Below are 14,605 nucleotides of genomic sequence, written 5' to 3' on the forward strand. Positions count from 1 at the left end.
CGTCAGGTTCTTCACACCGCTGTCGACGATCGCCTGGATCAGAAGTTCCGGAATGCCGCAAAGACCGAAGCCACCAGACGCGATCAGCATGCCGTCATGCAGCACACCCTCCAGCGCCTCGGCAGCACTGCCGTAGACCTTTTTCATGGAAAACTCCCCGTTTCGATGACAGGGGTTTTCGCCGCCGCGCAGCGTAGAGTCAATGCGCGGCGCCCGATCGGGCGATCAGGCCTTCTTCTTGGCGGCGGTCTTTTTCGCGCTGCTCTTGGCCGCGGCCTTCTTCTTGCCGCCCTTGCCCGCCTTTTCCGAGATCAGCGCCACGGCCATGGCCATGGTCACATCCTCGGGCTTGACGTCCTTGGGCAGGGTCGCGTTGACCTTTTCCCACTTGATGTATGGGCCATAGCGCCCTTCCATCACGTTTACGGCGCCGCCGCCCTCGGGATGCTCGCCCAGTTCGCGCAGGGGTTTCACCGCCGCACCACGGGCGCGCCCACCGGGATTTGCGCGCTTTTCGGCCAGCATCTCGACCGCGCGGTTCATGCCGATCTCGAACACGTCGGCCGGGTCGCGCAGGTTGGCGTAGACGGGCTTGGCCTCGTCCGGCAGCTGGTGCGCGATGTAGGGGCCGAAGCGGCCGAAATTCGACGTGACCTCACCGCCCTCGGGGTGCATGCCCACGACGCGCGGCAGGCTGAGCAGGGTCAGCGCCTTTTCCAGCGTCATCGCGTCCTTATCCCAGCCCTTGGGCAGGGACGAGCGCGGCGGCTTCTTGTTTTCCGGCGTGGGCTCACCACGCTGGACATAAGGCCCGAAACGGCCGTCCTTCAGCCAGATCTCGTCGCCATTGTCATGGCCCAGCAGGCGCTCGTCGCCCTCGGCCCCCTCGCCAGCGATGGGGCGGGTATAGGTGCATTCGGGATAGTTGCCGCAACCCACGAAGCCGCCGGTGCGCGAGGTCTTCAGATGCAGCCGCCCCTGCCCGCATTTCGGGCAGATGCGCGGGTCGGAGCCGTCCTCGCGCGGCGGATAAAGCTGGGGCGCAAGCGCCTCGTCCAAAACGGTCAGCACCTCGGCGATGCGCAATTCCGACGTCTCGGCGATGGCGGCAGAGAAGTCGCGCCAGAACTTGCCCAGCAGCGCCTTGTAGTCCATCGCGCCGGCGCTGACCTCGTCGAGCTCGTTTTCCAGCTCGGCGGTGAAGTCGTATTCGACATAGCGCTTGAAAAAGTTGAGCAGGAAGATGGTGACGATCCGGCCCTTGTCCTCGGGGATCAGGCGGCCCTGCTCCTTGCGGACATAGTCGCGGTCCTGGATCGTGGTCAGCACGCTGGCATAGGTCGACGGGCGCCCGATGCCCAGTTCTTCCATCTTCTTGACAAGCGTCGCCTCGGTGTAGCGCGGAGGCGGCTGGGTGAAGCTTTGCGTGCCCAGAACGGCGCCGTTTTCCGACAGCAGCGCCGCCGCGTGGCGGCGAATGCCCTTGGCGGCGGTCTCGACCACGTCGTCGGTCTTTTCGGCGGCCTTGTCGAAGGCGTCGTTCAGAGAACCGGGCGCAAAGACGGCCTTTTCGCCCTGCATGATCTGGGGCAGACGCTTGTCGTCGTCTTCGAGCGGCTCGTCGCGTCCCTCTTCGTAGACCTTGAGGAAGCCGTCGAAGGTCACGACCTGCCCGGTCGCACGCAGGCCGACCTGGCCGTCGTCGCTGCCGATCTCGACCGTGGTGCGTTCGAGGCGCGCTGCCTCCATCTGGCAGGCCAGCGTCCGCTTCCAGATCAGGTCATACAGCTTGCGCTGGTCGGCCTCAGTCAGGCGCAGGCTTTCGACATCCGCTTTCATCTCGGTCGGGCGGATGCATTCGTGGGCTTCCTGCGCGTTCTTGGCCTTGTTCTTGTAGAGGCGCGGGCTGTCGGGGACGTATTTCGCGCCGTAACGGTCCTTAATCGCGGCGCGGCAGGCGGTCACAGCCTCTGGCGCCATGTCGATGCCGTCGGTCCGCATGTAGGTGATGTGGCCGGCCTCGTACAGGCGCTGCGCGGCGTTCATGCACTGTTTCGCGCCCATGCCGAACTTGCGGCTCGCCTCCTGCTGGAGGGTCGAGGTCATGAACGGGGCCGAGGGGTTGCGCGTGCTTGGCTTGGCCTCGACCGAGCGGACGGTCATCGCGCGCGAGCCGACCGCCTGCACCGCCATCTCGGCCTGCGTGGCGTTGGCCAGATCGAACTTGTCCAGCTTCTTGCCGGCCAGCGTGACGAGGCGCGCATCAAAGGTCTGGCCGCGGGGCGTCTGGAAGACCGCCTTGACCTGCCAGTATTCGCGCGCCCTGAATGCCTCGATCTCCATCTCGCGCTCGACCACGAGGCGCAGGCAGACCGATTGCACGCGGCCCGCGCTGCGCGCGCCGGGTAGTTTGCGCCACAGAACCGGCGACAAGTTGAAACCGACGAGGTAGTCCAGCGCCCGGCGGGCGAGATAGGCTTCGACCAGCGGCGCGTCGATCTCGCGCGGGTTCTTCATCGCCTCGGTGACGGCGGCCTTGGTGATGGCGTTGAAGGTGACGCGCTTGACGTCGGTGGTCGCCTTGATCGAGCGCCGCTTGGTCAGCGCCTCCTTCAGGTGCCAGCTGATCGCCTCGCCCTCGCGGTCGGGGTCGGTCGCGAGGATCAGCGCGTTGTCCGTCTTCAGCGCCTCGGCGATGGCCGCCACATGTTTCCGCGAATCGGGAGAGACCTCCCACGTCATGTCGAACTCATGCTCGGTATCGACGGAACCGTCCTTGGCCGGCAGGTCGCGCACATGGCCGTAAGACGCCAGAACCGTGTAGTCGGATCCCAGATACTTGTTGATTGTCTTGGCCTTGGCCGGGGATTCGACGACGACGACGGGCATCGGGCGCTTCACCTCTTGAATGGTCGGGTCAACGGATTTTGCGGACCGCTCCGGCCCGCGTATGGCGTTCAGGCATGTGGGGTGCAAGGGGGATTTGTCAATTGCGGGTGGCGGCGAGGCCCCGCGACACGGTCGCTCAGCGCGGGTCGACCAGCGACAGCAGGCCGCCGGGCTGGCGGCGGATGCGGCCGTCCATTTCCAGGTCGGTCAGCACCGGTGCCACCTGCGCCGGAAAGCCGCCGAGGTCGCGGATCAGCTGATCCTCGGCCAGCGGCGAGGGGCCCAGCCGCGCCAGGATCTCGCCATGCAGGACGGCGGTCTCGCGCAGGCTGCGGCGTTCGGGCGGCGGATCTGCGATGACGGGCGCGGCGAAAGGCAGGTCTGGCTGCACGGGCTCCGCCAGCGGGCCCAGCGCCTCGAGTACGTCAGCCGCGTCACGCACCAGGCGCGCGCCGTCGCGGATCAGCATGTTGCAGCCTGCGGCGCGCGCGTCGAACGGGTGGCCGGGCACCGCCAGCACCTCGCGCCCCTGGTCGAGCGCGCCGCGCGCGGTGATGAGAGAGCCCGATTTTCCCGCCGCCTCGACCACCACGACAGCGCGTGCGAGGCCCGAGACGATGCGATTGCGGGTCGGGAAATGCCGCGCGACCGGTTGCATGCCAACGGGCTGCTCGCTGATCCGCGCGCCGCCTGAACTGGCGATATCCTCGCCGAGTTGGGTGTTTTCCGACGGATAGAGCACGTCGACCCCGCCTGCCATGACGGCGACGGTGCCGGTTTCCAGCGCGGCGTGATGGGCCGCAGCGTCGATCCCGCGCGCCAGCCCCGAGACGACGACGATTCCCGCCTGCCCCAGCCCGACCGCCAGAGACCGCGCCATGCGCAGGCCCAGCGACGAGGCGTTGCGCGCACCGACCAGCGCGACCATGGGCCGGCGCAGGATGGCGTGATCGCCCGTCACCCAAAGCGCCGGAGGCGCGTCGGGCAGGTCCAGAAGCAATGCGGGGTAATCGGCCTCGCCCGCGCAGACCAGGCGGGCACCGCAGGCGCGCGCGGCCTTCATCTCGGCCAGGACGACGCCAATGGGACAGGCCTCGTAGCGGTCGACCCCGGCGGCGCGGGCGACCTCGGGCAGCGCGTCCAGCGCGGCCCCGGCGGAACCATGTTCGGAAATCAGGCGCCAGAAGGTGGTGGGCCCCACGCGGCGCGAGCGCAAGAGACGAAGCCAGGACACACGGTCATCTTCCGTGGTGGGTGGGAGTGGGGGGTGAGTGGAAGAGTAGCTGTGTTCCGTCATCCTGGCCCCGTCGTCTTGCAGGATCATGGGTAGCGCGACAGTGGTTAACCAGCGGTAAACCGCGACGCTCCAATTCGACGAAAAACGCCTGGTCCGCGAAAAACTTGGCTTGGCGCCGCGGCGCCCGGCTCTCGCAAGACGCGAAATGCCCAGATATCGCTCAACTGCCCGAATCCTGCGCAGCGTGGCCAGCGCAGGATCGGCGCGAGAGGCAGTGGGCGGCTCAGGTCACCGCGCCGCCGACCGTCAGTCCGCCGATCATCACCGTCGGCTGGCCGACACCCACCGGCACCCATTGCCCGGCCTTGCCGCAATTGCCCATGCCGGGGTCCAGCGCCATGTCGTTGCCCAGCGCCCGGATATTGAGCAGCGCCGTCGCCCCGTCGCCGATCAGGGTCGCGCCCTTGACCGGCGCGCCCACCTTGCCGTCCTTCACGCGGTAGGCCTCGGTGCAGCTGAACACGAACTTGCCGTTGGTGATATCCACCTGCCCACCGCCGAACCCCACCGCCCAGATGCCGTCCTTGAGGTCGCCGACGATGTCCTGGGGATCGGCCTCTCCGCCCAGCATGTAGGTGTTGGTCATGCGCGGCATCGGGATGTGCGCGTAGGATTCGCGCCGTCCGTTGCCGGTGGGCGCGACGCCCATCAGCCGGGCATTCTGCCGGTCCTGCATGTAGCCCACCAGCACGCCATCCTCGATCAGAACGTTCTTGCCGCTGGGCGTGCCTTCGTCATCCACGGTGATGCTGCCGCGACGGTCCAGGATGGTGCCGTCGTCCAGCACCGTCACGCCGGGTGCCGCCACGCGCTGGCCCATCAGCCCGGCAAAGGCGGAACTGCCCTTGCGATTGAAATCGCCCTCGAGCCCGTGGCCGATCGCCTCGTGCAGCAGGATGCCGGGCCAGCCCGGCCCCAGCACGATGTCCATCACGCCCGCCGGCGCCGGTTCGGCGCGCAGGTTGACCAGGGCGATGCGCAGCGCCTCGCGCGCCTTGGCCTGCCAGTCGGCGGGGTCCAGCAGCCCGTCGAGGCCGACACGCCCACCGCCGCCCGCCGTGCCGGTCTCGCGCCGGCCGTCCTGTTCGACGATGACCGAGACGTTGACCCGCGTCATCGGGCGCACATCCGTCACCAGCCCGCCCTCGGGCCGCAGGATCGCGACCTCCTGCAGCGAGGCGGCGATGGTCGCCGTCACCTGCACCACACGCGGGTCGAGGTCGCGGGCAAAGGCGTCGATCTCGCGCAGCGTCTCAACCTTGACCGGAAAGCTCGCCCCGGCGATCGGGTCGGCATCGGTGTAGAGCCGCGTGTTGGTGCCCGCCGGTGGCGGCGCCATCACCCCGCCGCCGTCGCCCACCGCCAGCCGCGCCGTGTCCGAGGCGCGCTTCAGCGCGGATTCGCTGATCTCGGTGGAATGCGCATAGCCGGCCACCTCTCCCTTGACGGCGCGCAGGCCGAATCCCTCGGCGGCGTCGTAGCTCGCGGTCTTGATGCGCCCGTCGTCGAAGACCAGCACCTCGGACCGGCGGCGTTCGAGAAACAACTCGCCGTCCTCGGCGCCGGAAAGCGCCTGTTTCAGCAGCTGAGCGGCGCGATCACGGTCCAGATGCGTGTCGAACGGGGCGAAGGGGGCGTCGGCCATGCGTGTCCTCGGGGTTGATCCAGATCAAGAAAAGCGGCGGTTTGCCGCAAGGCGAGTTCTTTATCGTCGGAGCAGAATATGATTTCTAGCAGACGATACGCAATGGGAGGGGTTGCGCAGTCGGCGCAAGCATGTCCCTAGACCGCAGGCCCGCCCCGCGGCGCGGCACGACACAAGACGAAAACGATCAGGAAGTGACATGAGCATCAAGACGATCCTTTCAAGCCTGGGCGCCGCCATGATCGCCGCGCCGGCGATGGCGCAGGGCCTCGACGTCGTGGGCCGGCCCCATGACGGCATGACCGGGTTCCAGCCCGCCGCAACCGAACTGGCACGGGACCTGCAGTGGCTGGATGGCATGATCCTCGTCATCATCACGGCGATCACGCTGTTCGTGACGGCGCTGCTGGCTTTCGTGATCGTGCGTTACAACCAGCGCACCAACCCGACGCCGAAATCCTTCACCCACAACACCCCGCTGGAAATCGCCTGGACGGTCGGACCGATCCTGATCCTGGTGTTCATCGGCGCCTTCTCGCTGCCCGTGCTGTTCAAGCAGCAGGAGATCCCCGAGGGCGACATCACCATCAAGGTGACCGGCTACCAGTGGTATTGGGGCTACGAGTATGTGGGCACCGACCTGGCCTATGACAGCTACATGATCGGCGCGCCCGCCACCGGCGGCGAAAACCGCATGACCCCCGAGGTCGAGGCCCAGCTGGTCGAGGCAGGCTACACCAAGGAAGACTTCCTGCTGGCGACCGACACCGCCGTGGTCGTGCCCGTGGGCAAGACCGTGGTGATGCAGGTGACCGGCGCGGACGTGATCCACAGCTGGACCATCCCGGCCTTCGGCGTGAAGCAGGATGCAGTCCCCGGTCGCCTGGCGGAACTGTGGTTCAACGCCGAGCGCGAGGGCGTCTATTTCGGCCAGTGCTCGGAACTCTGCGGCATCGCGCATGCCTACATGCCGATCACGGTCAAGGTCGTCTCGGAAGCGGCCTATGAGGCCTGGCTCCAGCGCTCGATCGAGGACGGCGGCTATGTCGACGTCCGCGAGGTGCTGACGAACTGATCCCGGCACGGCCCGGCATGACCGGGCGCGCCAACCGGCAGGGCGGGGGTTCCCCCGCCCGCCTTGCAGAAAAGACCGACGGACGGACCCATGACCGACGCCAGCTTCGACAGCAGGACACTGACGCAGGAAGCGCAATTCGGCGACTATTTCGCCCTGCTCAAGCCGCGTGTCATGACGCTGGTCGTCTTCACCGCCTTCGTCGGCCTGCTGGCCGCGCCGGAAACGGTGCATCCCTTCGTCGGCTTCTGCGCGATCCTCTTCATCGCCGTGGGCGGCGGCGCCTCGGGCGCGCTGAACATGTGGTATGACAGCGACATCGACGCCGTCATGCGCCGCACGGCGAAACGTCCGATCCCCGCCGGCAAGGTGACGCGGGACGAGGCGCTGGCCATCGGGCTGACGCTGTCCGTCTTTTCGGTCGTGTTCCTGGGGCTGGCGACCAACTGGCTCGCCGCCGGGCTGCTGGCCTTCACCATCTTCTTCTACGTCGTGATCTATACGATGTGGCTCAAGCGGCTGACGCCGCAGAACATCGTGATCGGCGGCGCCGCCGGGGCCTTTCCCCCGATGATCGGCTGGGCTGCCGCGACCGGCGACATCTCGACCGCGTCGGTGCTGATGTTCTGCCTGACATTCCTGTGGACCCCGCCACATTTCTGGGCGCTCGCCCTGTTCGTGCGGATGGACTACGACAACGCCACCGTCCCGATGCTGACCGTGACCCACGGACGCCGGGCGACCCGCACCCATATCCTTGTCTACACCGTGCTGCTGGCGGTCTTTGCGCTGGGCCTGGGCCTGACGCAGGTGGGCGGGCCGGTCTACCTGGCCGTGGCCGTGGTGCTGAACGCGCTGTTCCTGAAAGGCGCCTGGGCGATCTGGCGCCGTGACGAGGCCGCGTCCGAGGCCGACAACTTTCGCGTCGAGAAGAAGTTCTTCAAGCTGTCGCTGCTTTATCTCTTCGCGCATTTCGGCGCGATCCTGCTCGAGGCCGGGATCGACCGGCTGGGGGTCTTCGCATGAGCCTGAACCGGCAGCATGAGATTCATGGCCGCCGCTTTGGCCGCAATCTGGGCGTCGGCCTTGTGCTGGGGGCGCTGATCGCGATCATCTTCGGCCTGACCGTCGTCAAGATCGAGCGTGGCGACTTCCAGGTGCAACCGCAGACGCAGGGGGTGTCCAATGGCAATTGACGCAAAGACCAGGACCGTTCTCCAGACGGCCGGCACAGTCGTCCTGATGGGCAGCCTGGCCTGGGCCTCGGTACCGTTCTACGACTGGTTCTGCCGCGTCACCGGCTTTGGCGGCACGCCCAACGTGGCGACTGCCGCAGGCGACGTGCTGGACCAGACGATCAAGATCAAGTTCGACGCCTCGAAGGAACGCGGCATGCCGTGGGACTTCCGCCCCGTCGAGCACGAAATGACGATCCGCATCGGCGAAGAGGGCCTGGCCTTCTACGAGGCCTACAACCCGACCGACCGCGTCGTGGCTGGATCGGCCAGTTACAACGTCACGCCCTACGAGGCCGGCGCCTTCTTTTCCAAGATCCAGTGCTTCTGTTTCGAGGAGCAGGTGCTGCAGCCGGGTGAACGGGTGCTGATGCCGGTCAGCTTCTTCGTCGATCCGGGCATCGTGACGGACCGCGACGCGAAATACACAAAGCACATCACGCTTTCCTACACTTTCCACGAGATCGACCTGCCCGAAGAGGCGCAGGCCGCGCTCGCAACCGAACAGGACGCGCCCGGCGCGTCCCTGAACTGACGCCTAACGAGGGAACCGATGGCACACGCTAAGAACCACGATTACCACATCCTGAACCCCTCCATCTGGCCCTTCGCCGGCGCGGTGGCGGGCTTCGTCATGCTTTTCGGAGCGGTCCTGTTCTTCCACGACCGCGGTCCGTGGATGCTTCTCATCGGCCTGGTCGGTGTGCTTTACGTCATGTTCGGCTGGTGGGCGGACGTTGTCGCGGAAAGCCAAGTGGGCGACCACACCCCGGTGGTGAGCATCGGCCTGAAATACGGCTTCATCCTGTTCATCATGTCCGAGGTGATGTTCTTCTTCGCCTGGTTCTGGTCGTTCTTCAAGCACGCGCTCTACCCGATGGATCCGGGTGGTATGAGCCCAGCGGTGGATGGCGTCTGGCCGCCCGCGGGAATCGAGACCTTCGACCCCTGGCACCTGCCGCTGATCAACACGCTGATCCTGCTGTGCTCGGGCGCGGCGGCGACCTGGGCGCACCATGCGCTGGTGCACGAGAACAACCGCGAGGACATGAAGCGCGGCCTGATCCTGGCCATCGCACTCGGCGCGCTGTTCACCGTGTTCCAGGTCTACGAATACGGTCACGCGGCCTTCGGCTTTGCCGGCAACATCTATGGTGCGAACTTCTTCATGGCGACGGGCTTTCACGGCGCCCACGTGGTGATCGGGACGATCTTCCTGTTCGTCTGCCTGCTGCGCCTGATGAAAGGCCATTTCACCCAGGACAAGCATATCGGCTTCGAGGCGGCTGCCTGGTACTGGCACTTCGTCGACGTGGTGTGGCTGTTCCTGTTTGCCGCCGTTTACATCTGGGGCGGCTGACCAGCCCCCAGGCCCAAGGACAGAGCGCCCGCCCTTTCGGCGGGCGTTTCCCTTTGGGGGCTCTGCCCGGCGGGCCCACGGCCCGCTCCCCCGAGGTATTTGAAGCCCAAAGAAGCCCGCGACGCGTTCCGGGCGCCATCCGGGGATTGCACCCGCCGTCCGAGAGGCTAAACCCGGGGGGCAGGACAGGAGACGGAAGTGACACGCGCCATCGCCCCCATTTTGCTTGGTCTCGCCGGCATCGCGATCCTGCTCTGGCTGGGCCTGTGGCAGATGCAGCGGCTGGAGTGGAAGCGCGGCATCCTGACCGAGATCGAGACCACCATCGCGGGCGCGCCGCAGCCCCTGCCCAGCCTTGTCGCACCGGACGAGCAGCGCTATGCGCCGGTCGATCTGAGCGGGCGTATCGGGGCCGAGGCGCTGTTCGTGCTGGTTTCCGTCAAGCAGCGCGGCGCCGGCTGGCGGGTGATCTCGGGTTTCGAGACCGAAGACGGGCGGCGCGTGCTGCTGGACCGCGGCTATGTGCCGGTTGTGGACAAGACCGCGCCGCTGCGCGACGACCTGCTGGAGGTCGAGGGCAACCTGCACTGGCCCGACGACCGCAACTCTTCGACGCCGGAAAACGACCAAGATGGGAACATCTGGTATGCCCGCGACATCGCCGCAATGGCCGAAGTATTGGGGACCGAGCCGCTGCTGGTCGTCGCGCGACGCATCACGCCGCCGGACCCCGGCCTGACCCCCCTGCCCGTCGACACGTCGGGCATTCCCAACGATCACCTGCAATACGCCGTCACATGGTTCTCGCTGGCCGCGGTCTGGTTCCTCATGACCGCGCTCTGGACCTGGCGGCGCCTGAAGGAAGGCCCCTGACATGCGCTATATCTCCACCCGCGGGCAGGCGCCCATCCTGAGCTTCGAAGACGCGATGCTGTCGGGCCTGGCGCGCGACGGCGGGCTCTATGTGCCCGAAAGCGTGCCGCAGATGAGCGCCGCCGACATCCGCGCGCTGAACGGGCTGAGTTACGAGGAGGTCGCCTTCCGCGTGATGCGGCCCTTCGTGGGCGACAGCTTTACCGACGAGACGTTTGCCGACCTGATCGCGCGCGCCTATGCCGGCTTTGGCCACAACGCCCGGGCGCCGCTGGTGCAGCTGGCGCCGAACCACTTCCTGCTGGAGCTGTTCCACGGGCCGACCCTGGCGTTCAAGGACTTCGCCATGCAGCTGATCGGCCAGCTTTTCCAGGAGGCGCTGGGACGGCGGGGCGAGCGGGTTACCATCGTCGGCGCGACCAGCGGCGACACCGGCAGCGCGGCGATCGAGGCGTTCCGCGGCCTCGACAATGTCGATGTCTTCATCCTGTATCCGCATGGCCGGGTGTCCGAGGTGCAGCGCCGCCAGATGACCACGCCCACCGAATCCAACGTGCACGCGCTGGCGGTGGACGGCACCTTTGACGACTGCCAGGCGCGGCTGAAGGACATGTTCAACCATTTCGAGTTCCGCGACCGGGTGCGGCTGGCGGGCGTCAACAGCATCAACTGGGCGCGGGTTCTGGCGCAGGTGGTCTACTACTTCTCGTCCGCCGTCAGCCTGGGCGCGCCGGACCGCAGGGTCAGCTTTACCGTGCCCACCGGCAATTTCGGCGATATCTTCGCCGGCTACATCGCCAAGCGCATGGGCCTGCCCATCGACCGGTTGGTTGTGGCGACGAACCAGAACGACATCCTGCACCGCTGCCTGTCGGGCGGCGAGTATCGGACATCCGAGGTGCATCCCTCGATCAGCCCGTCGATGGACATCGAGGTCAGCAGCAACTTCGAGCGTGCGCTGTTCGACGCCTATGGCCGCGACGGTGGCGCGGTGGCGCAACTGATGGCAGAACTCAAGGCGGGCGGCTTTGCCGTCAGCCAGGGCGCGTTGCAGGCGCTGCGCGAGCATTTCGACTCGGGCCGCGTGTCGGAGGAGGAAACGCTGGCCACGATCACCGTGGCACAGAAGACCATGGGAGAGCTGCTCTGCCCGCATTCCGCCATCGGCGTGAAGGTGGCCGAGGACCTGCGCAACCCGGCCGTGCCGATGGTGACGCTGGCCACCGCCCACCCGGCCAAGTTCCCCGACGCGGTCGAGAAGGCCAGCGGCATCCGTCCCCCCCTTCCAAACCGCATGGCGGACCTGTATGAGCGGCCAGAGCGCGTGACGCGGGTCGCCAATGACCTCTCCGCGCTGGAAACCCTGATCGAGGAGCGTCGCACAAAGTGACCGTGCAGATCGCCACACTGGAGAACGGCCTGCGGATCGTGACCGAACGCATGCCGGGCCTGCAATCCGCCGCCATCGGCATCTGGGTCTGCGCGGGCGGTCGCCACGAGCGCCCCGAACAGAACGGCGTGGCGCATTTCCTCGAACACATGGCGTTCAAGGGCACCGCACGGCGCAGCGCACTTCAGATCGCCGAGGCGATCGAGGACGTTGGTGGCTATATCAACGCCTACACCTCGCGCGAGGTGACAGCCTATTACGCCCGGGTTCTGGGCGCCGATACCGAACTGGCGCTGGACGTGATCGGCGACATCCTGATGAACCCGGTCTTCGACCCGAAAGAGATCGAGACAGAGCGCCATGTCATCCTCCAGGAGATCGGCCAGGCGCTGGACACACCCGACGACGTGATCTTCGACTGGTTGCAGGAAAAGGCCTATCCCGGCCAGGCACTGGGCCGCACCATCCTGGGCGAGACCGCGCGCATCCGCGCATTCGACCGCGAAGACCTGGCGACCTTCGTGACCGAGCATTACGGACCCGACCAGCTGATCCTGTCGGCGGCGGGCGACGTGGATCACGACCGGATCGTGACCCAGGCGCGGGAGATCTTCGGCGGCCTCATCCGCCGCCCCGGCCGCAGCGCCGACCCTGCCCGCTTTGCCGGCGGCGAGGCGCGGCATGAAAAGCGGCTGGAACAGGCGCATGTGGCGCTGGCCTTCGACGGTCCGGGCTATCGGCACGCGGATTACTACACCGGGCAGATCTACAGCATCGCGCTGGGCGGCGGCATGTCCTCGCGGCTGTTCCAGGAGATCCGTGAAAAGCGCGGCCTGTGCTACACGATCTTCGCGCAGTCCGGCGCCTATGCCGACACCGGCATGACGACGATCTATGCCGGCACCTCGGCCGATGAGATCGGCGACCTGATGACCCTCACCATCGACGAGATGAAGCGCGCCGTCGAGGACATGAGCGTGGCCGAGATCGACCGCGCCCGCGCCCAGATGAAGGCCGGGCTGCTGATGGGGCTCGAAAGCCCCTCGAGCCGGGCCGAGCGCATGGCGCGGATGCTCCAGATCTGGGGAGAGGTGCCGCCGATCGAATCGACCGTCGCCAAGATCGACGCCGTCACACCCGAGGACGTGCGCCGCTTTGCCGAGGCGCAGGCAGTGACCAGCCCCGCGGCGCTGGCGCTTTACGGCCCGGTGAAACGGGCGCCCGACCTCGCCGCACTGGCGGCCCGCCGGGCGGCCTGATGCTGGGACGCAGGCGCAAGATCCGGCTGGACACCGACCGGCTGTTCCTGCGCCCGCCGATCCATGCGGATTACACGCCCTGGACCTCGCTCCGGCGCGAGAGCGAGCCCTTCCTGACCCAGTGGGAGCCCAGCTGGGCCGAGGATCACCTGTCGCGCCGCGCCTTTACAAACCGCGTCTACTGGGCCGCGCGATCGGTCTCCAGCGGCAGCGCCCTGCCCCTGTTCCTCTTCCGCCGCAGCGACGAGGCGCTGCTGGGCGCGATCACGCTGGACAACATCCGCCGTGGCCCGGCCCAGGCCGGAACCCTCGGCTACTGGATCGGCGAGCGCCACGCCCGCCAGGGCTTCATGGCAGAGGCGCTGGCGGCGGTGGTGCATCACGCCTTCAACCGGATGGACCTGAGCCGGCTCGAGGCCGCCTGCCTGCCTGAGAACGTCGCCTCACGCGGGTTGCTGGAACGTTCGGGCTTCAAGTACGAGGGCGTCGCGCAAAGCTATCTCCAGATCAACGGGCGCTGGCGCACCCATGTGCTCTACGCCGCGCTGCGCAGCGACCGGCGCGGCCGCACCGACACGGGCTAGGTCCACGCGGCGGATGCCCGCCGGACAGGCAGCGCGCCCGTCGTCTTGTCGCCAGGGACCCACCCCGCGCGGATGTGACTTTGGCAAATGCCACGGCTGGCCTACCTTCATGCAGATCGCACAGGGAGCCGCCGATGATCCTCCGCCTCGCCCTCGCCCTTCTGCTGACCGCCAGCGCCGCCACCGCGCAGGACCAGCGCCGCCCGTCCCATTGCATCGCCATCGCCGATGCCGCGCCGGGGCTGCAATACCTGCAAAAGGCCAGTTGGACCGAACCGGTGCCGGAATACAGCGTCCGCATCCAGTATCTCGCCCATGCCTCCTTCCTGATCCAGACCCGAGGCGGGCTCGAGGCGGTCACCGACTTCACCGGCTACATCGGCAATGTCGACCTGATCCCCGACATCGTGACGATGAACCACGCCCATGACACGCACTGGACGGCCAATCCCGATCCGGCCATTCCCCACGTCCTGCAAGGCTGGGGAGAGACATTTGGCGCCGGCATCGATCACCATCTCGACCTGGGCGAGATGCTGGTGCGCAACGTCTCGACCGACATCCGATCGTCCTTCGGCGGGACCGAGGAAAAGGGCAACTCGATCTTCGTCTTCGAGGTCGAGGGCCTCTGCATCGGGCATCTTGGCCACCTGCACCACGAACCCACGGACGACCAATACGCCGCCCTGGGCCGGCTTGACGTGCTGATGGTGCCGGTCGATGGCGGCTACACGATGCCACTCGCCACCACGGTGCGGATCGTCGAGCGGCTGAAATCCTCGATCATCCTGCCGATGCACTGGTTCTCAGGCTTCGCCCTGAACCGCTTCCTCGAGGATATCTCCGACACTTTTCCCATCGATATCCGCGACACCCCGACGCTCGAGGTCTCGCTGCGCGACCTGCCCTCGCGGCCCACGGTGATCGTGCTGCGCCCGGAATGGCTGCGCGACCCGTCCTGATCTTCTTCGGCTCCCAAATACCGCAGGAGGGGTCCG

At 67.0% G+C, this 14,605-nt stretch carries 14 protein-coding genes; 10 read left to right on the forward strand and 4 right to left on the reverse strand.

Translation table 11 applies throughout. The features are described 5' to 3' along the window. The 4 genes from KB874_RS21460 to tldD all read right to left on the reverse strand — a co-directional run. A partial coding sequence (locus KB874_RS21460) for a CoA-transferase (protein ID WP_283053733.1) occupies positions 1-147 on the reverse strand: 147 nt, incomplete at its 3' end. Between the two features lie 78 nt (positions 148-225). Then, positions 226-2,889, reverse strand: a complete 2,664-nt coding sequence (gene topA, locus KB874_RS21465; protein WP_212538620.1) for a type I DNA topoisomerase — start codon at positions 2,887-2,889, stop codon at positions 226-228. Positions 2,890-3,025: 136 nt separating this feature from the next. Then, on the reverse strand, positions 3,026-4,186 hold the full coding sequence (gene dprA / locus KB874_RS21470) for a DNA-processing protein DprA (protein WP_212538703.1): 1,161 nt from the start codon (positions 4,184-4,186) through the stop codon (positions 3,026-3,028). A 223-nt stretch (positions 4,187-4,409) separates the two neighbouring features. Further along, entirely contained in the window at positions 4,410-5,831 is a 1,422-nt protein-coding gene (gene tldD, locus KB874_RS21475; RefSeq protein ID WP_212538621.1) for a metalloprotease TldD, read from the reverse strand. A 199-nt stretch (positions 5,832-6,030) separates the two neighbouring features. Between tldD and coxB the strand changes: the two genes are divergently transcribed. The 10 genes from coxB to KB874_RS21525 all read left to right on the forward strand — a co-directional run bounded on the left by coxB (position 6,031) and on the right by KB874_RS21525 (position 14,569). Beyond that, the gene (coxB, locus tag KB874_RS21480; protein WP_212538622.1) at positions 6,031-6,906 is read left to right on the forward strand and encodes a cytochrome c oxidase subunit II; all 876 of its coding nucleotides are present in this window, start codon (positions 6,031-6,033) and stop codon (positions 6,904-6,906) included. 90 nt (positions 6,907-6,996) lie between these two features. After that, entirely contained in the window at positions 6,997-7,932 is a 936-nt protein-coding gene (cyoE, locus tag KB874_RS21485; protein WP_212538623.1) for a heme o synthase, read from the forward strand. Beyond that, on the forward strand, positions 7,929-8,102 hold the full coding sequence (locus tag KB874_RS21490) for a hypothetical protein (RefSeq protein ID WP_212538624.1): 174 nt from the start codon (positions 7,929-7,931) through the stop codon (positions 8,100-8,102). Before cyoE ends, KB874_RS21490 begins: the two co-directional genes overlap by 4 nt. Further along, on the forward strand, positions 8,092-8,676 hold the full coding sequence (locus KB874_RS21495) for a cytochrome c oxidase assembly protein (protein ID WP_212538625.1): 585 nt from the start codon (positions 8,092-8,094) through the stop codon (positions 8,674-8,676). The genes KB874_RS21490 and KB874_RS21495 overlap by 11 nt, the downstream gene beginning before the upstream one ends. A gap of 18 nt (positions 8,677-8,694) precedes the next feature. Further along, entirely contained in the window at positions 8,695-9,501 is an 807-nt protein-coding gene (locus KB874_RS21500; RefSeq protein ID WP_212538626.1) for a cytochrome c oxidase subunit 3, read from the forward strand. A gap of 198 nt (positions 9,502-9,699) precedes the next feature. Continuing rightward, on the forward strand, positions 9,700-10,374 hold the full coding sequence (locus tag KB874_RS21505) for an SURF1 family protein (RefSeq protein ID WP_212538627.1): 675 nt from the start codon (positions 9,700-9,702) through the stop codon (positions 10,372-10,374). Position 10,375: 1 nt separating this feature from the next. Then, positions 10,376-11,764 carry a threonine synthase gene (thrC, locus tag KB874_RS21510; protein ID WP_212538628.1) on the forward strand — a complete coding sequence of 463 codons (1,389 nt, stop codon included), beginning with the start codon at positions 10,376-10,378 and terminating at the stop codon, positions 11,762-11,764. Then, a complete protein-coding gene (locus KB874_RS21515) occupies positions 11,761-13,023 on the forward strand; it encodes a M16 family metallopeptidase (RefSeq protein WP_212538629.1) in 1,263 nt (420 codons plus the stop codon). Before thrC ends, KB874_RS21515 begins: the two co-directional genes overlap by 4 nt. Continuing rightward, on the forward strand, positions 13,023-13,607 hold the full coding sequence (locus KB874_RS21520; RefSeq protein WP_212538630.1) for a GNAT family N-acetyltransferase: 585 nt from the start codon (positions 13,023-13,025) through the stop codon (positions 13,605-13,607). The genes KB874_RS21515 and KB874_RS21520 overlap by 1 nt, the downstream gene beginning before the upstream one ends. 134 nt (positions 13,608-13,741) lie before the next feature. After that, complete coding sequence (locus tag KB874_RS21525; protein WP_212538631.1) at positions 13,742-14,569, forward strand: MBL fold metallo-hydrolase; 828 nt, start codon at positions 13,742-13,744, stop codon at positions 14,567-14,569. The last annotated feature ends 36 nt before the right edge of the window (positions 14,570-14,605 follow it).

The sequence above is a fragment of the Thetidibacter halocola genome, assembly GCF_018224955.1.
Taxonomy (GTDB): domain Bacteria; phylum Pseudomonadota; class Alphaproteobacteria; order Rhodobacterales; family Rhodobacteraceae; genus Thetidibacter; species Thetidibacter halocola.

What these genes read in the sequence shown, in the direction of transcription:
- topA (WP_212538620.1), bottom strand. Translation starts at nt 2,889, where the DNA reads ATGCCCGTCGTCGTCGTCGAATCCCCGGCCAAGGCCAAGACAATCAAC.
- dprA (WP_212538703.1), bottom strand. Translation starts at nt 4,186, where the DNA reads ATGACGGAACACAGCTACTCTTCCACTCACCCCCCACTCCCACCCACC.
- tldD (WP_212538621.1), bottom strand. Translation starts at nt 5,831, where the DNA reads ATGGCCGACGCCCCCTTCGCCCCGTTCGACACGCATCTGGACCGTGAT.
- coxB (WP_212538622.1), top strand. Translation starts at nt 6,031, where the DNA reads ATGAGCATCAAGACGATCCTTTCAAGCCTGGGCGCCGCCATGATCGCC.
- cyoE (WP_212538623.1), top strand. Translation starts at nt 6,997, where the DNA reads ATGACCGACGCCAGCTTCGACAGCAGGACACTGACGCAGGAAGCGCAA.
- KB874_RS21490 (WP_212538624.1), top strand. Translation starts at nt 7,929, where the DNA reads ATGAGCCTGAACCGGCAGCATGAGATTCATGGCCGCCGCTTTGGCCGC.
- KB874_RS21495 (WP_212538625.1), top strand. Translation starts at nt 8,092, where the DNA reads ATGGCAATTGACGCAAAGACCAGGACCGTTCTCCAGACGGCCGGCACA.
- KB874_RS21500 (WP_212538626.1), top strand. Translation starts at nt 8,695, where the DNA reads ATGGCACACGCTAAGAACCACGATTACCACATCCTGAACCCCTCCATC.
- thrC (WP_212538628.1), top strand. Translation starts at nt 10,376, where the DNA reads ATGCGCTATATCTCCACCCGCGGGCAGGCGCCCATCCTGAGCTTCGAA.
- KB874_RS21520 (WP_212538630.1), top strand. Translation starts at nt 13,023, where the DNA reads ATGCTGGGACGCAGGCGCAAGATCCGGCTGGACACCGACCGGCTGTTC.
- KB874_RS21525 (WP_212538631.1), top strand. Translation starts at nt 13,742, where the DNA reads ATGATCCTCCGCCTCGCCCTCGCCCTTCTGCTGACCGCCAGCGCCGCC.